At 38.4% G+C, this 22,053-nt stretch carries 11 protein-coding genes; 10 read left to right on the forward strand and 1 reads right to left on the reverse strand.

All coding sequences use genetic code 11. The features are described from left to right. Positions 1-74: 74 nt before the first annotated feature. Positions 75-4,061, reverse strand: coding sequence for a hybrid sensor histidine kinase/response regulator transcription factor (locus BXY64_RS06870; RefSeq protein WP_170150599.1), 3,987 nt, complete (start codon positions 4,059-4,061; stop codon positions 75-77). Positions 4,062-4,563: 502 nt separating this feature from the next. On the opposite strand from BXY64_RS06870, the gene BXY64_RS06875 reads away from it, so the two are divergent. The 10 genes from BXY64_RS06875 (at position 4,564) to BXY64_RS06920 (ending at position 22,003) form a co-directional block, all read left to right on the forward strand. After that, the gene (locus tag BXY64_RS06875) at positions 4,564-7,743 is read left to right on the forward strand and encodes a SusC/RagA family TonB-linked outer membrane protein (RefSeq protein WP_120239158.1); all 3,180 of its coding nucleotides are present in this window, start codon (positions 4,564-4,566) and stop codon (positions 7,741-7,743) included. A 21-nt stretch (positions 7,744-7,764) separates the two neighbouring features. After that, on the forward strand, positions 7,765-9,315 hold the full coding sequence (locus BXY64_RS06880) for a RagB/SusD family nutrient uptake outer membrane protein (RefSeq protein ID WP_120239159.1): 1,551 nt from the start codon (positions 7,765-7,767) through the stop codon (positions 9,313-9,315). Between the two features lie 88 nt (positions 9,316-9,403). Continuing rightward, positions 9,404-11,017 carry a hypothetical protein gene (locus BXY64_RS06885; protein ID WP_147375928.1) on the forward strand — a complete coding sequence of 538 codons (1,614 nt, stop codon included), beginning with the start codon at positions 9,404-9,406 and terminating at the stop codon, positions 11,015-11,017. 166 nt (positions 11,018-11,183) lie between these two features. Next, positions 11,184-12,650: a sulfatase gene (locus BXY64_RS06890; RefSeq protein ID WP_170150600.1), complete on the forward strand. Its 1,467-nt coding sequence runs from the start codon at positions 11,184-11,186 to the stop codon at positions 12,648-12,650. Positions 12,651-12,734: 84 nt separating this feature from the next. Continuing rightward, complete coding sequence (locus tag BXY64_RS06895; RefSeq protein ID WP_120239162.1) at positions 12,735-14,183, forward strand: sulfatase; 1,449 nt, start codon at positions 12,735-12,737, stop codon at positions 14,181-14,183. Positions 14,184-14,234: 51 nt separating this feature from the next. Next, entirely contained in the window at positions 14,235-15,731 is a 1,497-nt protein-coding gene (locus tag BXY64_RS06900; protein ID WP_120239163.1) for a sulfatase, read from the forward strand. A 56-nt stretch (positions 15,732-15,787) separates the two neighbouring features. Then, on the forward strand, positions 15,788-17,281 hold the full coding sequence (locus BXY64_RS06905) for a sulfatase family protein (RefSeq protein WP_120239164.1): 1,494 nt from the start codon (positions 15,788-15,790) through the stop codon (positions 17,279-17,281). Positions 17,282-17,300: 19 nt separating this feature from the next. After that, on the forward strand, positions 17,301-18,743 hold the full coding sequence (locus BXY64_RS06910; protein WP_211334425.1) for a sulfatase: 1,443 nt from the start codon (positions 17,301-17,303) through the stop codon (positions 18,741-18,743). Positions 18,744-18,748: 5 nt separating this feature from the next. Further along, positions 18,749-20,449 (forward strand): sulfatase family protein, encoded by a 1,701-nt coding sequence (locus tag BXY64_RS06915; RefSeq protein ID WP_120239165.1) that lies wholly within the window; start codon positions 18,749-18,751, stop codon positions 20,447-20,449. Positions 20,450-20,452: 3 nt separating this feature from the next. Then, positions 20,453-22,003 (forward strand): sulfatase, encoded by a 1,551-nt coding sequence (locus BXY64_RS06920; RefSeq protein WP_120239166.1) that lies wholly within the window; start codon positions 20,453-20,455, stop codon positions 22,001-22,003. The last annotated feature ends 50 nt before the right edge of the window (positions 22,004-22,053 follow it).

The raw sequence follows: 22,053 nt of genomic DNA on the forward strand, positions 1-22,053 counted from the left end.
AAGAATAAAAAAGAGCAATAAATATCATTTATTGCTCTTTTTTTTGCTGCCTGCAACAGTTCATATCATTTGTTTTAGGAACCATACTTACTTGGACTCACACCATAAAACTTTTTGAATGAAGTACTAAAATACTTAGGGTCAGAAAAGCCTGTGCTGTAAGCTATTTCACTAATACTATATTTCCCTGTTTTTATAAGTTCAGCTGATTTTTTTAATCTGATAATTTTCACAAAATCCTGAGGAGACTGATCCGTCAATGCTTTTAGCTTTCTGTACAATACTGGTCTGCTTATAAAGAGTTTTTTGCTGAACTCTTCAACCGAGAAATCAGTATTATCAAGGTTTTCATTTACAATATCCATGCATTTCTGAATAAATTCCTGGTCGAGTTCATTTTTGTAATTGATTTGCTCGGAAGTATCTTCCTGTTTCAAGAATTTTTCTTTCAGAACCTTATGAGAATTCAAGAGATTGGAAATTTTCGATTTTAAAATTCTCAAATCAAAAGGTTTCTCAATGTAACCATCTGCACCTAATTCATAGCCTTCAATTTTGTAATCGGAAGAGGTTAGGGCTGTTACCAGTATAATTGGAATATGACAGGTTTCGATATTCTTTTTTAAATGATTACAGAATACTCTGCCATCCATTTCGGGCATCATAATATCCGATACAATAATATCAGGTTCTTCTTCTTTGATCAGTTCAAGGGCTTCTTTACCATTGGAAGCCTGCATAATTTGATACGAAGAGCTTAGTTCTTTTCCAAGGAAGGTATTCAGTTCTTTACTATCTTCTACAATTAAGAGTTTTGGAAGATTTGTATCTGGTTTTGGTAATTTATCTGCTTTGTTCTCTTTTACCTCAGGCTTAATGGAAGTTCTAAATACAGGAATGTATTTTTCATCGGTCTGTTGATCGATAAAATCGTTGACATTGAAGTGCTTATTGCCCATTTTGAACTTGATAAAGAAGCTGGTGCCGGCTTTAGGTTTACTGGTAAAACTAATGGTGCCTGAATGAGCATTTACCAGTTGTTTCACAAGTAGCAAGCCTACGCCACTGCCGGTTTCCTCCGAGTTAATGGCATTTGTAGCACGGTAATATCTTTTAAAGATGTTTTCCTGTTGATTTTCAGGAATTCCTATTCCGCTATCCTCAACTTTTATCAAACATTGATTACGCATTAACTCAATACATATGCTTATTTTTCCTTCCTCAGGAGTATATTTAATTGCATTGGAAATCAGGTTGTAAAAAATCTTATCAAATTTTAAGTGGTCATACCATAATTCAATTACTTCCTGGCTTGATAGCAATTGAAAATGCAACCTTTTCTTTTCGAGCAGAGGTTGGAATGAACTGGACACTTCGGTCAGATGCTCTACCAAATTGTGTCTGCCAACCTGCAGTTGCATCTTTTTCATTTCGGCCTTTTGAAAATCCAGCAACTGGGTAAAATAGGTTGTGAGTTTATCTACATTTTTAAGAGCCATATGAAGCAATTCGGAATCTTGCTTAGGTAAATTTTCTCTTGACGAAAGGCTGGTTAAGGGCGATTTTATTAAAGTTAGAGGTGTTTTTAAGTCATGAGCTACATTAATAAAAAACTGAATTTTCTCATTGGAGTTCTTTTCTTGAATTCGGATTCGGATAAATTTGAAAATAAAACTAGCAATTCCTAAGAAAAGAATAAGGTAAATGGCATAAGCCCAGTAGGTTTGCCAGAAAGGAGGTTGTACCTTAATGGTAATTTCTCTTTGCTTTCCATTCCAATCATCTTGCAGGTTACTGGCCCTTACTTTAAATGTATAGGTTCCGGGATGAATGTTGGTATAGTTGGCTATGGAAGCAGAAGATGAAGGAGTCCATTCATCTTCGAATCCCTCTAATTTCCATGAGTAACGATTCTTTACAGGATTTGTGTAGTTAATTCCTACAAAATCAAAAGAAAAGGAGTTTTGGTGGTAATCCAGTACGATTTTCTGTGTTAAGTCGATATGTTTTGAAAGTGGCGTATTAGGATCACCTATTGGATAAGATTTATTGGATATTTTAAAATCGGTAAAAAATATCTTGGGCGCTATTAGTATTTTCTGAATCTGAAGAGGATCGAAGGATACAAATCCACTTTCGCCTCCAAATATCATTTTACCCTTTGAGGTGATGCAAGAAGCTCCAATACTGAATTCTTTAATGGATAAACCATCCGAAATATCGTAATTTACAAACTTCCTGCCAGGAGGATTAAAAAGAGATAAGCCATTTGTCGTACTCAACCAAACTTGCTCCTTTTTATCGGGAAGGATGCCATATATGGTGTTAGAAGGTAAACCGTCTTTCTGTGTAAAGTGGCTGAATTTTTCTGTTTTAGGATTGAAAATATTTAATCCACCTCCTTCTGTTCCGATATATACCTTACCATTTTTATCTTCATAAAAACAAAAACAGGCACTACTGCTAATTGCATCAGGATTATTTTTGTCTGGCACAAAAAGTTTGAATTCCCCATTGGTTTTGTTAAAAAGATAGAAGCCCTCACGACAACCAATGTATAGGAAGTTGGAACTTCCTTCATATATATTCTGAACGCTATAAATTGGATAAGAAATTATCTTTTTCGTAGTTGGATTGTATTTTAATAACTTGCCTCTGATTGAGCCAATCCATATATTTCCATCTCTGTCTTTTAAAATTTCATATACGTAAATGCTTCCTTCATTTTCTTCCAGCACATGTTTAGGAAATGCTGGCTGAATCTTTCTTGTCGATAAATTTAATTGATCTATTCCGCCACCATAACTGCCAATCCATATTTCGTTATTGCTCACCTGTTCAAGGCTAAGAATTGTATTGCTGCCTATTTGTTTCTTCTGATTTGTCCTGTTGTAAAAGTGTTGCCATTGATTGGTAGAAGGATTTAATTTGCTGATGCCTTTTTTGGTTCCAAACCACATGTTTCCAAATGAATCTTCAAGAACTGCCCTTCCTGTATTATTGGCCAGTGAATTTTTCTTGTTTACAATGTGCTGTATTGGTTTAAAAGGTAGAAAGTTAGGGTCATAAATATTAACGCCTCCTCCATATGTGGCAATCCAAAAACGATTTTCGTCGTCACGAAGTAAATCATATACACCATTACTACTTAAAGAATTAGGTTTATCTTCATTGTGATTAAAATTTCTCAAAATTTCAAAAGATTCGTTGATTATATAGGCTCCAAGACCATCAACACCTACAAGATAGTATCCTGAATTAATTGGAATAATTTTTTTAATCCATATTCCATTTGCAATTTCACTACTAAGACTATTGCATTTTGTAATTTCTTTTTTTGCTAAGTCCCAAATAAAAACTCCATTGTCGATAGTACAGATCCATATTCGGTTTACAGCATCACGAAACAAGTAATTACAGTAGGAATTTGACAATTGGTATTTGTTGGTTTTTAGTTCATTTAGCGGGCTTATTCTATAATTTTTAGCATCTATTTTAAATATCCCATTGCTCGTTCCAATAATAAAATGCTGTTGATCAAATGGAAGAATAGACAAAACTGGAGTGTTGATCTCTTTAATTTTAATCAAAGAATCTTCTTTTGATTTAAAGATGTAGGCTGAGTTATCAGCACCTATTAAGAGGTTACCCTCACTATCTTCAGTCAATACATTAATTCGCAAAGAAGCCAATTCTTTTGCATTTGTACCTTCTACCCTGAAATAAGTATCCTTTTCAGCATCATAGGAGAAAAGTCCATTTAGTGTTCCTACCCAAAGTTTGTCACTTCGATCCACTAATAAGGTTTTGGCAACATTGTTTTCTGAATTCAACTCATTGTCAGATACAAGTTTATAATGCTTGAACTCGTATCCATCGTATCGGTTAACTCCATTTCGAGTGCCGAACCAAAGAAGTCCTTTAGAATCTTCGGCAATCGAATACACAATGTTGTTGCTCAGTCCTTTGTGGATGGTAAGGTGCCTCAGGTCGATTCCTTTAACCGAAAAGCAAACTGAGATTAAAATTGAAGTAAGTAGTAAGTAAAATTTCTGCATCATATTGGCTAAAATATTCATCTCAATCAATAAAATTGATTGGTGATCAAACTTGTAACAAATATACGGATTGAAGCTTAAACTCGCAGAGAAACAGCGCGAAAAGAACGGAAAACACACCATTGAAGAACGATAGTTAAACCCTGGTATGTGACAACAGAAAGTATTTTCGTTTCTTTGTTGCAGAAAGAAATGTTAACGCTGTAAAGAAAGGATTTTAGTATTATTCTTTAATCTGGAAACCATGGTGTTTATTGCATTACAGAGCCATTTGTTATTTTATGGCAAAGGTAGGACATGTAGTTTGCAATTTGAGTTTGAGAAGAAGATGTGAACGTTGAATGATTGTCTTCTTTAGGCTCAGAAAAACAGGTTGTTACCATTGGAGGTTTGCTTCGGGATAAGATGGAGAGAACGTTAATTTAAGCTTTTAGAACTATGAATGAACCCGTTTCGATTGTGGTATAGCGAATTTAGCAACTGTTAACATTAAATCTAAATTTCAATGAAACGACTTAAAATTATTCTTTTATTTCTGTTTTTGGGGCTGCAATCCTTTGCACAAAGCCAAATAACAGGAACAATAAGCGGAACTGACGGGTTGACCCTACCCGGTGTAAATGTATTGGTAAAAGGTACATCTGTTGGTACTACTACCGATATTAATGGAAAATATACGATTGAAGTTCCGGGAACAGAAGCGGTCTTACTGTACTCTTTTATTGGTTTTGAAAGTCAGGAAATTCCTGTAGGAAACCAAAAGGTGATTGATGTAGTGTTACAACAATCAACCGAATCTCTGGAAGAGGTTGTAGTTGTAGGCTATGGTGAAGTTCGCAAACGTGATGTTACTGGTTCTATTTCAAAAGTAAAAGAGTCCGAAAACGTTGCCAGACAATACTCGAGTGTTGATGCACTTTTACAAGGGCGTTCTTCAGGTGTACAGGTAGTATCGAATCCGGGTTCTCCGGGAGCAGCGGTAAGTGTTCGTATTCGAGGTACGAACAGTTTGCGTGGAAACAACGAGCCATTATATGTGGTTGATGGTGTTATTATTAGTTCTGCAGGTGAGGATGTATTGGATGCTTCTACTGACGCCAATGAGCTTCAGTCTCCTCAGAACGGGTTGACAGGTTTGAATCCTCGTGATATTGAAAGTATCGAAATTTTAAAAGATGCTTCGGCAACAGCAATTTACGGTTCTCGTGGTGCAAATGGTGTAGTTTTAATTACTACCAAGCAAGGACAAAAAGGCGATGGCAAAGCAAAAATTAATGCCTATGGTTCTGTGGAGTTTTCATGGATTTCGAAGAAGTTAGACATGCTTGATGGTGTAGGATATGCGAAATATCGCAATGAAACTGCATTGTTGGAAGGCAATAAAGTAAACTTCCATATCTCTCCAGATAATAAAGTGTATGACATTACTTATGTGGTAGATCCTAATACAGGAATAGAATCTCCGGTTATTGCACAGAATCCTATGGAGGATAAAAACTGGCAGGATGAAGTATATGAAATGGGAATTACTCATACCGAAGGTGTAACGGTGAGTGGTAAAGGTGAAAAGTCGAAATATTATTTTTCGGCTGGTTTTGCTGATCAGAAAGGAATTGTTGAAACTTCGCAAATTCAAAGAGGAGACCTTCGATTAAATATGACCAACGAACTAACTGATAAGTTAGAATTGGATACCAGAGTTTCCATGATTTACCAGGATGGAAGTTTTGCACAATCAGGAAGTAAATCGGGAGGAAACCGAAGCTTTACCAAGCAGGTGTTGTCGTATACTCCACTTGTAGGTTTTGGAGATGAAGATAGTGATGATCTTGATCTTGATGTTTCAAATCCATATGCTTGGCTTACTGATTACCAGGATGAAACTAAGGAGCTTAGAATTAATGCTTCATCATCGCTTACCTATGAATTGGCAAAAGGATTAAAGTATAAGATTCAGGGAGGATTGGACTATCGCAATAAAGACAGGTCAAGATTCTGGAATACAGGTGTGTTTAAAGGACAGAAGGAAAATGGTGTATTGGCCATGTCTACCCTTGATCGCTATTCTTATACAATGGATAACCTGTTGATGTATAACACAAAGTTGAATGATAACCACCGTATCAATACTACTGTTGGTGTTACTTTCGATGGAAGTCATGCAGAAGCTTCGGTATATGAGGTTACCGACTTTCCAATTAAATCATTAGGGATAGATGCTCCTGAATTGGGACGTATTATTACCCAGCCATTGGATAAGATTACAAACGAAGAGTCAATTCTTTCATTTCTGGGGCGTGTGAACTATAGCTTAATGGATAAGTATGTATTTACTGTTAGTTTCCGTGCCGATGGATCTTCTAAATTTGCCGATGGAAACAAGTATGGTTACTTCCCGGCGGCTGCTTTTGCATGGAGAATGATTGAAGAAGATTTTGTAAAAGACCTAAACGTTTTTGAGAATTTAAAGTTAAGAATGGGATGGGGACAAACAGGTAACCAGGCCATTGATGCTTATAGTACACTTAAAAACTACAATACGGTATACTATGTAGATTCCAATAATAATACATCTATCGGAAATGTGGCAGGAAACATTTCAAATCCTGATTTGACCTGGGAAACAACTACCCAATACAATGCAGGTTTGGATATGTCATTTTTCAGAGGTCGTTTGAGCCTTGTAACAGATGTTTACTATAAGAGAACAGAGGATCTTTTGCAGGAAATTCAAATTGGTTCTTCCAATGGTTTTTCAACAATGCCAATTAACAGAGGAGAGATTGAAAACAAAGGGATTGAGCTATCTCTGGATGGAATTATTATCGATAAGAAAGACATTTCATTAAATGTTGGTGGTCATATCTCCTTTAACAGAAATAAAGTAGTTGAATTGGGCTTGGATCCATCTTCGGTATGGAACAATGGAGTTGAATCGAAAGAGGTATTCTACCTAGGAAACAATGTTTCTACAGGAACATATTTTAAAGCTCCTGCCAATATTTTTATGGAAGGTAAAGCTGTTGGAATGCTTTGGGGATATAAAACCAATGGGATTTATCAGGATGAGGCAGCGGCAGCAGAAGGACCAACATACCAGGGAAATGCTAATGTGGCAGGTGATGTTGTTTTTGTTGATCAGAACGGTGATGGCAATATCAATGAATTGGATAGAACCTTTATTGGAGATCCAAACCCTGACTTTACTTATGGTTTTAATATCAATTTTAATTACAAGCGCTTTACAGCTAGTGCATTGTTTGAGGGAGTTTATGGCAACCAGATTGCCAATGGTAACTCAATGGAGATTGCATTTGCAGAAGGAAACAGTAAAAATGTACTTTCCGAAGCATATTATAATGCATGGCGTCCGGGAGCACCATCCAATTCTCACCCAAGAGTTGGTTACGATCTAAATGAAGTGTTCACCGATCGTATTGTGGAAGATGGCAGCTATTTTAGAATGAGTAATATCACTTTAGGTTACGATCTTCCGGTAGAATCTCTTGGTCTTAGTAAAGTGAACCTATATGTAACAGGACGCAACCTGTTTACCATTACAGATTATAGTGGATACGATCCGCAGGTAACAAGTTTTATGTACGACGGAACCATCATGGGAGTTGACTGGACAGGCACTCCTAATGCCAAAAGCTTTTTGGTTGGTTTAAATGTAACATTCTAAGGATCTAAAAAACGAAAAATTATGAAATTAAAGATAAAAAATATACTTTCTTTCATCTTGGTTGGAGCAATGTTGGGAGCATGTTCCTTAGATGAAGATCCAACTTTTCCTTCAGAAGAATTACTTTTTTCGGATATTGAAGGAGCGAATACTGTTTTGAATGGTTGTTATTCGGGAATGGCCGATTTTAATTATTGGGGAGCCGATTTTCACCACCTTACTGATTTGGGATCTGGATTGTACAATACAGGAAAAGATGCCAACCTAAAAGATATCGCAGCTTTAAATCCATATTCTTCTCAAAATTACGTAGAGAATGTTTGGAAAGGATGTTTCAGAGCCATTGAGCGTTGCAATGATTTAATTGCAGGTATAAACAAGAGCAGTTTAAGTGAAGATGCTACCAAGGATATGTTGGGACAAGCTTACTTCCTAAGAGCATTTACTTACTTTAATCTTGTTCGTTTGTATGGTAAAGCACCATTACGTATCGAGCCTGCCAGCAGCGAAAATGTAAATGCAGGATTGAGTTCTTCAGCTCAAATTTATGAACAGGTTATTTCTGATGCTAAATTGGCAAAAGTAAATCTGGATGAATACAGAGTAGATGGTCGCCCTACAACTTATGCTGCAAACATGTTACTTGCAAAAGTGTATATGACTCTGGCAGCTAATCAAACCAGTGCAGAAACAGAATATTGGCAGTTGGCTTACAATGAAGCAATCGAAGTGTATGGGAAATTCTCATTGGTTGCAGATTATCGTAGCCTATGGTTCGAAGAAACCAGCAACTATACTTCTGAATCTATTTTTGAGATTGCAGGAAACGTTGAAAATACACTTCGTCACCTACAACTTTTTACGGCAAGTAATGGTAACCTGGGGAGAAGTGTTTGGGGAAGAATTAAGCCTAATGTGGAAATGTATGACCAGCATGCAGCAGCTTATTCTGCCGATCCAAGAATTGGAGCAACTTTCCAAACAGAGTGGTACAAATACAATTCTACAGGAAAAGCTACACTTCAGAAAACTTATCCTGTTTTCAAAGGCAGACAGAATAAGGATAAAAGTTATCCCTTTCTTGCCAAATATTTCATAAAGAACACAGAATCTTTAAATTATAATACAAATATGAATTTGGTAGCATATCGTTACAGCGATTTGTTATTGATGCTGGCTGAAATAGAGAATGAACTGAATGGACCTGCCAATGCATATCAATATGTGAACGAAGTATTGGATCGTGCAAGAAATTCGGCAGATACACCTACGGCTGAACCAACAGACTGGACTGGCTTAAGTCAGGAACAATTCAGAGAAGCAATTATGGCAGAGTACAATTTTGAGTTGTTAGGAGAAGGACACGATTGGTTCAATGTTCGCAGAAGAGGATATGACTATTTTAAGGAAAAAGTAATTGACGCGCATAACAATACTCCAATCTATAATTTTACTAAATCAAGAGATGTTGAATATGCAGACAATGCGAGAACCATGTTGTTCCCAATTCCAGCGTCTGAAATTACGGCGAATCCTAATATTTCTGCCTCAGATCAAAATCCTGGATATTAAAACAAGTCCGAATGTATGATTGAATATGTGTTGGTCGTTTTTGGCTAGTACCAACGCATATTTATCACTAACCAAAAAATCTGAAAAAATGAAGAATTATATACGAACATATTTCATGTTTGCAGCATTGCTTGTACCTGTTTTTACAGCTTGTGATGATTCAAGTGAAATTAGTCCATTAGAAAAAGAACTATCCTTACCAGTTCTTTCAGCATATGAAACAGTGTCCTCAGGACCAAAAGAGTTGATTCAAACCGCAGAGGCAAATGTTAATGTTGCCATAGGCGATTATTCTTTTAATTTGGCAGGAGTTAGTGCCGATAGTGGTGAAGATATTAGTGCTGTATCTGATTTGTTTGGCATTGATACTGAAACAGGAGTGATATCGATTAGCTCGACAAATGGTAAGAGTGCTTCAGAACTTGCATTTGGCAGATACAGCTTTAGCGTTGGTGTTAGTCATATTGGTGGTGTAGAAGTTTTTGAAAATATTGCTGCCATCGATATTGTTGATTTGCCTTTTACCATTGCTTACAATACCAACCAGTTTGAATTGGCTTTCGGACAGTTGGGAGAATTTGCCACAGTTGCAGTAAGTAGCGACAATGAAAACCTTGAAGTATTAAGCTATGAATTAACGGCGGCTCCGGAAGGTATCGAGATTAATGGTACAACGGGAGCATTGAGTAAAACCTCTAAGAATGTACCGGCAGGAGTGCACCAGTTGTCACTAAAAGTTCAAACCAACGAAGGAGTTAAGAACTTTACAGACCTTGTTGAGTTGACCGTAGGTGACCGACCACAATTGTATTACACAAACAATGGAGTACAGTTTACAAACGTAGCGATCTCTTCATGGTCTGGCTTTAGTACTGCAATTGGAGGAAAAACTGAAGATCTGGGTACTGGTTTGTCTTACAGTTTAAAGGATACCGATATCCAAGGTTTAAGTATTGATGCCAATTCGGGTGAAATTACACTGGCAGAAGACAGCAATCTAAATGAAGGAAACTACACTGTAAATATTACAGTAGTGGATGAAGCTGGTTTTGAAGTAAACTATAATGAACTCTTTACCATTTCTGTAGCCAATAGCTGGGAACAGATTGCAATGGATGATATAGATGTATCGGCTTATGCGGATAAAGAAGCTCGTCCGGTGAATGACCAGTATGCCTATTTCGAAACAAGCAAGTTAAATGCTTCTGCAGTTGAGTTTATCTCATACAAACATGCACCTGATGGAGGTACAGGTTTTGTTGCCTACGGATGGTCTTTCAATCTTGGTAAGAACCTGGAAATTGATGCTCCATTATTGCGCGAAGTAGATATGGATGGCACTTACCGAAAAATGAAGGTTTCCTTTGGAGAAACTTCGGTTGGTAAAATTCAGTCGGATAATGTATTAAGAAGGTTTTATTTTGGATATACCAAAACAGAACTTATCGACAATTCAAACTTTGTTGATGCAGAGTGGAACTTATTAATTGATGAGAATAGTGACAAGTGGGCTGTAAATAATTATAAAACAGATTTTAAACAGATCGAAACAGAATTTGTAATTGATGATCCTGCTCAAGACAAGTTATACTTGCAATGGAGAGTAACATCTACTACACCAGCAACAGGCTTTACAAGAGCTTGCTTCAATGCTGTAAAGATTGAAGTTGTGAAGAAAACAGCTCCTGTTTTTGAAGAATAATTTCATAGAAAATCTTTTTAGGTAATCGGGAAGATGACTTGAAAAGAAATGAATAAGTAAAGGAGAGTTGAGGATGGTTTGTTCCATCATCCTCTCCTTTTTTTTAAACTTTTTTTTGAGATCCATCTCAAGGAGTGATTTCAAAATAGACCAGAACAATCTAATCATGAAACGATTAAAAAACTCCTCACTATTGTTAACTGGCTTACTAGGACTGGCAGCTACAGAATCCTGTTCCGTTCATCAGGAGGAAGTTAAGCCCAATATCCTTTACTTTCTTGTGGATGATATGGGGGGAATGGATGCCCATTATCTGGGGTCGGATTTTTATGAAACCCCAAATATGGATAGGCTGGCATCTCAGGGGGTAAAATTTACCAATGCCTACGTTAGCCATCCGCGTTGTGTTCCATCCCGTTATTCTATAATGACTGGGAAATATCCGGCAAGAATAAACCGTCCGGGGCCAGGGAAAATGAAGCTTGAAGAAGTAACTGTTGCAGAAGGTTTGAAGGAAGCTGGATACTCTACATTTTTTGCTGGCAAATGGCATCTTACGATGGGAGGAGAAAGTATGCCGGAGAATCAAGGTTTTGACTACAATATTGCAGGAGGGCATGCAGGAGCACCTATTTCTTACTTTTACCCCTATAATTCACCTGCACATCACCAGTTTAAAATACCTATTTTGGGACTGGAAGATGGTCATGAAGACGAATATCTTACCGACAGATTAACCACCGAGACAATTGAGTATTTGAAGCAACATGTTGGCAATCATCCGGATCAACCTTTTTTTGCCTTCCTGTCTCATTACGGAGTGCATGAGCCTTTTCATGCTAAGAAAGAGTACATTGAAAAGTTCAAAAGGAAATTGGATTCCATTGAATTTAAGCAGCCGGAATTTATCAGGGAAAGTCATGGTTATACTAAAATGAGGCAAGACAATGCTGAATATGCTGCCATGCTTTACAGTGTAGACGAGAGTTTAGGTAGGCTTATGAAAACATTGGAAGACCTAAAACAAATGGACAATACGATTGTAGTATTTTACTCTGACAATGGAGGATTATCAAATACAGGAACGGAAGTTCGTCCATTGGCTACCTCAAATTATCCATTGCGAGCCGGTAAAGGTCATTTGTATGAAGGCGGAGTGCGCGTTCCTTTGGTCGTAAAATGGAATGGAGTGACAAAACCAGGTTCCATTTGTAATGCATTGATTACAGGAACAGACTTTTTTCCTGCTTTTCTGGAGGCAAGTGGAATGAGCTTGCGCCCACAGGATCATTTAGATGGTCAAAGTTTTCTTTGGGCATTGAAGGGAGAACAGAACCCTAATCCACAACGAGCAATTTACTGGCACAACTGTTTGGCCAGACCATTAAGAACAGGAGACTACAATAGCACTGCGGTACGAAGGGGCAAGTATAAGCTTATCGATTTTTATCTGAAAGATTCTTTGGAATTGTATAATGTGGAAGATGATATTATGGAGAGCGAGAACCTTGCCGACAAACTACCTGAAGAGCGTGATGAGCTATTGCAACTAATTCAGGACTGGCGCAAGGATGTAAATGCGAATATGACAATGAAGGAGAGTAAAAGTACAGTAAAAGAGTACAATCATTAATTGCTCACTGAGCTGTCAAATACAATTTTGGATAAGATTAAACCTGTTGGTTTTTTATATCTTCTAAGTCTTAAAATCAAAAAAATGAATTACAAAAATATATTGCTTACCGGGATGATAGGATTGGGATTAACACCAGCCTGTATTCCTGAAAAGAAAGAAATAAAACCAAATGTATTGTTCTTTCTGGTTGATGATATGGGGTGGATGGATGCAGGCTATCAAGGCTCAAAATTCTATGAGACTCCCAATATCGACCAACTTGCTGAGCAGGGAGTACAATTTACAAATGCCTATGCTACGCACCCAAGGTGTGTACCTTCAAGGTATTCTTTGATTACAGGAAAATATCCCGCAAGGGCACAAATGCCTGGACCAGGAGAAGGAAAACTTCGTCCGGGGGATGAAGGTAAACTTAAGGCTGAAGAGCTTTGTTTGGCTGATGCTCTAAAAGCAGGAGGTTATTCTACCTTTTTTGCAGGGAAGTGGCATTTGGCAACCTCAGGAACATTCCCGCAGCATGTAGGTTTCGATATCAATATTGCAGGAGGGCATGCTGGCTCGCCAATTTCTTACTTCTATCCTTACAATGAAGGTAAACAAGCAGGAAAAAAGAATCCGATAGAGGGCCTTGATGAAGGAACCAAAGGGGAATATTTGACCGATAGAATAACGGAAGAAACGGTTGAATATATTGAAAGCCATGTCACAAATCATCCGGATCAACCTTTTCTTGCATATGTATCTCATTATGCGGTTCATGAACCATTAGAGGCTAAAGAAGAATATGTGAATAATTTTAAGCAGAAGCTAAAGTTCATGTGCTACGAAATGCCTGAATTTATCGAAGAAGGCACAGGTACTACGAAAATGAGGCAAGATGACCCAGTTTATGCAGCCATGATTTACAGCATGGATGAATGTTTGGGAAGGATTACCAAAACATTGGAAAAGCTAGGACAACTTGATAATACCATCATCATCTTTTTCTCTGATAATGGAGGTTTGTCGAACAGAGGTTTTAGGCCTAGAAGGGTAGCTACCTCCAATTATCCTTTACGAGCAGGAAAAGGACATTTGTATGAAGGGGGAGTTAGGGAACCTATGATTGTGAAGTGGCCTGGAGTTACCAAGGCAGGAACAAAGTCTGATGCAATTGTAACGGGAACAGATTTTTTTCCTACGATTCTGGAAATGGTTGGCTTGCCATTACAACAGGAAGCTCATGTTGATGGAGAGAGTTTTGCTTGGGCTCTTACCAGGGCTAAAGTCCCAAAAAAGGATAGGGCTATTTTTTGGCACTCACCAATTTCTCGCCCTCATGCAACAGGAGATGAGAACTGTAGCGCCATTAGAAAAGGGCCTTACAAGCTGATTGAGTGGTATGATGAAGGTCGAATTGAATTGTACAATCTGGAAAAAGATATTCAAGAGAATGACAATATTGCAGGTGAAAATCCTAAACTGGTTAAAGAACTCTTAGTGGAACTCACAGACTGGAAAAAAGAAGTGAATGCGTATATAAAGGAATAATTTTATAGTGACAAAAGTACTAGTTGTAGTAACTGAAAAATATATTAAATAATGAATTTGAATTTAAAATCATTATCCTGTTTAGGACTTGGATTATTGGGTGCCATGGGTGCCATGGCTGTAAAGAAGGAAAAACCAAATATATTGTATTTCCTGGTAGATGACATGGGGTGGACTGATACGGGTTATCAGGGATCAAAATTCTATGAAACACCAAATATTGACAAGTTGGCACAAGAAGGGGTTAAATTTACAAATGCCTATGTAAGTCATCCTCGTTGTTTGCCATCGCGCTATTCTATTATAACAGGAAAATACCCGGCTAGAGATTGGGTGCCAGGATCAAATGAGAAGCAATTAAAAGGAGGAGAGACTACCCTAGCTGTGCCATTTAAAGAGGCTGGTTACTCAACTTATTTTACCGGGAAATGGCATTTGGCTTCCAATGAAAGTTTACCGGAAGATCAAGGTTTTGAAATTAACGTTGGCGGAGGTCACGCAGGGGCACCTACATCTTATTTCTATCCATATAATGTTAGGAAGAGTGGTAAGCCGGGTAAGGAGCGTCCTATTCATGGATTGGATGATGGAGTAGAGGGTGAGTATCTTACCGATAGATTGACTGATGAAACCATTCAGTATTTGAAAAAGCAACATGAGGAAACACCAGATAAACCATTCCTTGCCTACGTATCGCATTATGCTGTTCATACCCCTTTTCAGGCGAAAGAGGAGTATGTGAAAAAGTTCAGAAAGAAATTAAAAACAATGCATTACGATGGACCTGAATATATCAGCGAGGGTACGGGGCAAAGAAAAATGCGTCAGGATAATGCTGTTTATGCAGCCATGATTTACAGCATGGATGAGAGTTTGGGCCGTTTGGTGAAAACCCTCAAAGAGTTGGGAGAGTACGACAATACCATTATCATTTTATTTTCTGATAACGGTGGTTTGTCGAATCGAGGAACAAATCAGCGTCAATTGGCTACTACCAATACCCCATTGAAGGCCGGAAAGGGACATCTTTATGAAGGTGGAATTCGTGAGCCTATGCTTGTAAGATGGCCAGGAGTAACCAAAGCTAGAACAGAAACTGATGCTGTTATTATCGGATCAGACTTTTTCCCAACAATGCTTGATATGGCCGGATTGCCATTGCATCCTGAAGCTCACCTTGATGGAGAAAGCTTTGTTTGGGCATTAAAAAACAAAGCAAATCCAAATCCTGATCGTGCATTTTTCTGGCATTCACCAACCGGAAGACCTCATTCAACTGGCGATTCTAACTGTAGTGCTGTTCGCCAGGGCGATTATAAGCTGATGGAATTTTTTGACCAGGGACGAGTGGAGCTTTACAATGTGAAAGAAGATATTTCTGAATCGAATAACTTAAGTGAAGAAATGCCTGAGAAAACGGCAGAGTTGTTGGAAACCCTTCATAAATGGAAGAAAGAAATTGACGCCTTTAAAAAAGTAAAGAAGGACAAAAGCAAGAAGAAGGGGAAAGGCAAAGGCAAGAAAGGTAAAAAGGTACATCGTCATTAGTAATTATCGACAAATAACTAAGGACTTGTAACGAATTACAATAAAAAACGCAATCAATGAATGGATTTAAATATGCAGTTGCAGGCTTAGGGCTGGGGTTATGCTTTAATATGGCGGCCCAAGCTCAGCAATTGCCAAAGCTAGAAAAAATTAAAAAACAAAAGCCACGTAATGTGATCTTCATTTTGACCGATGATCACCGTAACGATTTCATGGGCTTTACAGGGAAAGTACCTTGGCTGGAAACGCCTAATATGGACAAACTGGCTAAAGAAGGTGCTCATTTCAAGAATACATTTGTTACCACCTCTTTGTGTTCGCCAAGTCGTGCATCTATTTTAACTGGTCAGTATTCGCATTGTCATACAATTGTAGATAATTATGCACCAGATCCTGGCAATCTTGTTTATTTTCCACAATACCTCCAAAAAGTAGGGTATGAAACGGCTTTCCTTGGAAAATGGCATATGGGTGACCATGGTGATAAGCCACAGCCGGGTTTTGATCATTGGGAAAGTTTCAAAGGACAAGGAATCTATTACAATCCCGAATTGAATATTAACGGGGAGCGTATTCAGTATAAGGACTCAACCTACATTACGGACTTGTTGACTGAACATGCCATCGACTGGTTGGATCACAGAGACAAGGATAAACCTTTTTTTATGTATCTATCTCACAAGGCGGTTCATGCAGAGTTTGAGCCTGCCAAAAGACATAAAGGCAGATACAAAGGAAAAAAAATCACATTGCCTCCAACTTTCGACCAGACCAAAAATGGTGAATACCAGGATTTAAAATGGCCGGAATGGGTAAAGCAGCAGCGCATTAGTTGGCATGGTGTTGATTATATGTACCATGGAAATGCTGATTTTAATGAAATGGTGCAGAAATATTGTGAGACATTACTAGGCGTTGACGAGAGCATTGGTTCTGTTTTGGATTATCTTAAAGAGCATGATCTTGATGAATCTACCATGGTTATTTACATGGGAGATAATGGCTTTAGCTGGGGAGAGCATGGTTTGATTGATAAAAGACATTTTTACGAAGAGTCGGTAAAAGTTCCTTTCCTGGTTCGTTGCCCTGAACTTTTCAAAGGAGGGAAAACAATAGAGAAAATGGTGCAAAATATTGATGTTGCGCCTACTATACTGGAAATGGCTGGATTGAATAAGCCCGAATACATGCCAGGACATTCATTTACACCATTACTGAAAGGTGATGAAAGCAATTGGAGAGATCGTATTTTCTATGAATACTATTGGGAGTATGATTTTCCAATGACCCCAACCGTTTTTGGTCTGCGTACCGATCAATACAAATACATTCGCTATCATGGTGTTTGGGATAGAAATGAATTGTATGACATTAAAAATGATCCCGATGAAATGTACAATTTGATTGATAAGCCAGAACATCAAGAACTGGTGAAAGATTTAGCCAATCAGCTATATGATTGGTTGGAAAATACTGATGGTATGAATATTCCTTTAAAGCGAACAGTAAAATATCGTTGGGGTGATTATCGTCATGAGAATCAATATTAACAGGGAATAAGGTTTAGAAATGAAAAAAGAACTTCTATATATGGGGCTTTTGGCTGTAGCAGGAATGAATCCTGCACAGTCTATGGCCAAAGAGAAAGCTGAACAAGCAGAAAAGAAAAATGTACTTTTTATCATGGTGGATGATTTGCGTCCACAATTGGGGTGTTATGGACAAACTCAAATTAAGTCGCCTAATATCGACAAGCTTGCCAGTGAGGGTACATTATTCAGAAAAGCCTATTGTAACTATCCGGTTTGTGGTCCATCAAGAGCCAGCTTATTAAGCGGTCTTCGTCCGAATGCAACTCGTTATATCAATAACCAGAGCAGTGTGGAGAAAGATGAGCCTAATATTGTTCCTATTCAAAAAGCATTTAAGGACAATGGGTACTATACCGTAAGTTTAGGTAAAGTATACCATCATAGATTTGATATGGTTGAAGGGTGGACAGAAAGACCATGGCATGCAACAGACGGAGAAAAGCGCAAGGATCATCCGGATGGGTGGCGTGACTATCAAGATGAAGACAACCTTGCCCTTTGCAGAGGAAATAAGGGAAGAGCAAATTCCTTTGAGATTGGAAAGGTGAACGATGAGGATTACTTTGATGGAAAAATAGCCAACAGAGCCATTGAAAAACTGAAGAAGTTCAAGAAATCAGGACAGCCATTCTTTATGACAGTGGGATTCATAAAGCCGCACTTGCCATTTAATGCGCCAAAGAAATATTTCGATTTATATCCAAAGAATTCAATTGTGCTGCCAGGTAACTACTATGCACCTGAAAATGCACCGGAGCAATCACTTCATAATTGGTGGGAGTTAAGAGCTTATCATGATATCCCATCAAAAGATGGTAATTTGACAGATGAGAAAGCCAAAGAAGTGATTCGAGGTTATTATGCATGTGTTAGCTATGTAGATGCCATGGTGGGTAAGGTTTTGGATAAACTAAAAGAGTTGAATCTGGATGAGAATACAGTTGTATGTTTAATCGGAGATCATGGATGGCAATTGGGAGAGCACTTGTTGTGGTGTAAGCACAGTAACTTTAACAAGTCGCTGAATACTACTATGATTGTAAAAGCCCCTGGCATGAAAGGTGGTCACGAAACAAATTCTTTAGTTGAGTTGATTGACCTGTATCCTAGCTTTTGTGATTTGACAGGAATCGATGCTCCTGATCATTTGGAAGGGAAAAGCTTTGTCCCTGTTTTGAAGAATCCTAAAAAGAAATGGAAGGAAGTGGTGTATTCCAAAATGGGTGACGGTTGGACAGCAATTACTCAACAATACATCTATACAGAGTGGAAGAATAAAAAAGGCGAGACTACAGAAAGAATGTTATTCGATCATAAAAATGATCCGGAGGAAAATGTGAATGTAGTTGGTGAAGCGAAAATGAAAAAAGTAGTGGCGAAAATGTCAAAACTTTTGGGTCTATATGTTGAAGCAGAATAAGAAAGATGAGAAATCCACTGATTAAAAATACTTGCCATTGGTCGTTGTTTTTATTGGGAGGAATTGCTTTGCACTCGTGTGGTGTAAACCAAAACTCAAAGGATAATTCTTGTGAGCAACCTAATATTCTTTGGATTACTTGTGAAGATATCAGTCCCAATTTGGGTTGCTATGGTGATTCAGCTGCAAAAACTCCTGTCATTGATCAGCTGGCTGCTGAGGGAGTGTTGTTTACCAATGCTTTTGCTACGGTAGGAGTTTGCGCACCAAGCCGATCGTCTATCATTACTGGTATGTATCCTGTTTCCCTTGGAACTCATAATATGAGAACCGGAAAAGACATAACAGGAATCTCCAAGGGGAATTATAATAAGGAAACGGGTATAGTAGATCCAAAAGGAAACTCAGTACCTCAGTATTCGGCAGTCATCCCTTCTCAGGTGAAGTGTTTTACTGAATATCTGCGAAAAGCAGGATACTATTGTACCAATAATGCGAAGACAGATTATCAGTTCGCTGCACCGATTACGGCATGGGATGAAAACGATACGCAGGCACATTGGCGAAACAGACCCAAAGGAAAACCATTCTTTTCGGTATTCAATTTGAACGTGTCGCATGAATCACAAATTTGGAAGAAGAAAAACGATTCTTTACGAATAGATCCAAAGGCTCCGGCTCTTCCTCCTTATTTTCCTGAAGATTCCATTGTGCGAAAAGACATGGCTCGCAACTACTCCAACATTAGTGAAATGGATCAACAGGTTGGAGAAATTTTGGAGCAGTTGAAAGAGGATGGCCTGTTGGATAAAACCATTGTTTTTTTCTATAGCGACCATGGAGGCCCTTTGCCAAGAGGGAAAAGAGCCATTTATGATTCCGGCCTGAAGGTTCCTATGGTAATCAGGTTTCCAAAGCAAAAGCATAGAGGAGTTGTGAACAGGGAAATGGTATCCTTTGTCGATTTGGCACCTACCGTTCTTTCTCTGGCAGGAGTCGACGCTCCTGACTACATGCAGGGACAGGCTTTCCTTGGACCATACAAAGCCAAAGAACCAAGAACTGAAATATATGGTTCCAAGGATAGAATGGATGAGTTTTATGATATGGTTCGTAGTGTTCGCGATACCCAATACTTGTATGTGAAGAATTTTCATCCGGAATGGTCCTATTACAAGGATATCAAATATCGCAGACAATTGGATATGATGAATCGTTTGTTGGATTTGAAAGCTAAAGGAGAGTTGACAAAAGAGCAAAAACTCTTTTTTAGAACCAGTAAGCCAACTGAGGAATTGTATGATGTGAAAGCAGATCCTTTTCAATTAAATAATCTGGCTGAGGATCCAAAGTATAAAGCCATCATGGATAAGATGTCTGTAAAGTTGGATAGCTGGCAGAAAGTGGTTGGAGATAAGGGAAATATCCCGGAAGGAGAACTGGTAAGGCAAATGTGGCCAAATTTGGAGCAACCTGTTACAGCCAAACCTACGTTTGAAAAACTTGGTAATGCATATGAAATACATTGTGCAACGAAAGGTGCATCGGTGGCTTACCAGGTTACCCGTGATGGGGAAAGCAAAAATGCGTGGAAGCATTGGCAGGTTTATCAAAAGCCAATACAATTGAAAGCAGGAGAATGTTTACATGTTGTTGCAATTCGTATTGGCTACAAACAGAGTTTTGAGAATAAATTGAGGAAATAGAAGATGCAAAAAATAAAAAAATACATGGCCTTGGCCTTGGCAACATTGCCATTATTGGGACAAGCTCAGGAAAAAAAGAATGTCCTGTTTATTGCAGTAGACGATTTAAAACCCATTTTAGGTTGCTATGGTGATGATTTGGTGAAAACACCCAACATTGACAGATTGGCCAAACGTGGAGTAGTATTTGCCAATAACCATTGCCAGCAAGCTGTTTGTGCTCCTTCAAGAGCCAGTCTATTGTGTGGGATACAGCCAGATAAGACAAAAGTATGGGATTTGAAAACACTGATTCGAGATATGAATCCCGATATTTTAACCTTACCGCAGCACTTCAGACAAAATGGATACTTCACGACCAGTGTGGGAAAAATCTACGACAAGAGAAGTGTGGATGAACATCATGACAAAGTATCGTGGAGCGAAGTTCAAGCCTTTGAAGGAGATTATAAATATTACGACGATAAGTGTGGAGAGCCTGCTTTAGGCTATTACCAATTGCCGGAGACCAAGGAAAAAGTAGCCAAATACCGTAAGGAAGCAGAGGCTATGGGCAAGAAAGGATATGGAATTACCAAATATGCAATTTCCTTTGTTAAGCCAACTACCGAATGTGCCGATGTGCCAGACAATGCTTATGTAGATGGCGTGTTGGCCTTATCGGCTATCGATCGTTTGGAAAAGCTTTCTAAAAAGGAAGAACCATTCTTTCTGGGTGTTGGGTTTAAGCGTCCACATTTGCCTTTTGTGGCTCCCAAGAAATATTGGGATTTGTACCAGAGAGAGGAAATGCCATTGGCAAAATATCAGAAAGCAGCTGAGAACGGACCTCTTTTAGCCTATCACAATTCTGGTGAGTTGCGCTCCTATACCGATATTCCTCCTTTGAAATCTTTTTCGGATATTGAATCTGATTTGATTCCAGTTGAGAAACAAAAAGAAATGATTCATGGATACTATGCAGCGGTTTCTTATATAGATGCGCAGGTTGGTAAGGTGTTGAATGCTTTGGATTCTTTGGGATTAACAGAAAATACTGTTGTTGTTCTGTGGGGTGATCATGGCTGGCACCTGGGTGATCATGGTATTTGGTGTAAGCATACCAATTTCGAACAGGCTACCCGTAGTCCAATGATAATTGCTGACGGAGAGAATCATACTGGTGTATGCAAAACACCTACTGAATTTCTGGATCTGTTTCCTACACTTTGCGATCTGGCAAATATTGAAACTCCGGAGCACTTGGATGGGATAAGCTTACTACCTGTACTGAAGGATCCGAAGAAAGAACTGAAGCCTTATGCCGTGAGTCAGTTTCAACGAGGAAAGGCAGAAGGTTATGCTTTCAGATCGGAAAGGTATCGTTATGTGGTTTGGGTGAAAAACATGTTTAGAAACCCATCACAATTTTCAAAGGATTTAATATCTGTTGAAGAACTTTACGATTACAAGAAGGATCCTCTGGAGACCAGGAATGTGGTGAATGAGAAGAAATATAGAAAAGTGAAACAACAGATGGAGAAATACTGTTTGGATTACTTTAAAAACAGATAAATTGGTATCGCCTGCCGGATTGATCCCCTCTTACTAATTCAGCAGGTTGA

The sequence above is a fragment of the Marinifilum flexuosum genome, from assembly GCF_003610555.1.
GTDB classification, from domain to species: Bacteria; Bacteroidota; Bacteroidia; order Bacteroidales; family Marinifilaceae; genus Marinifilum; species Marinifilum flexuosum.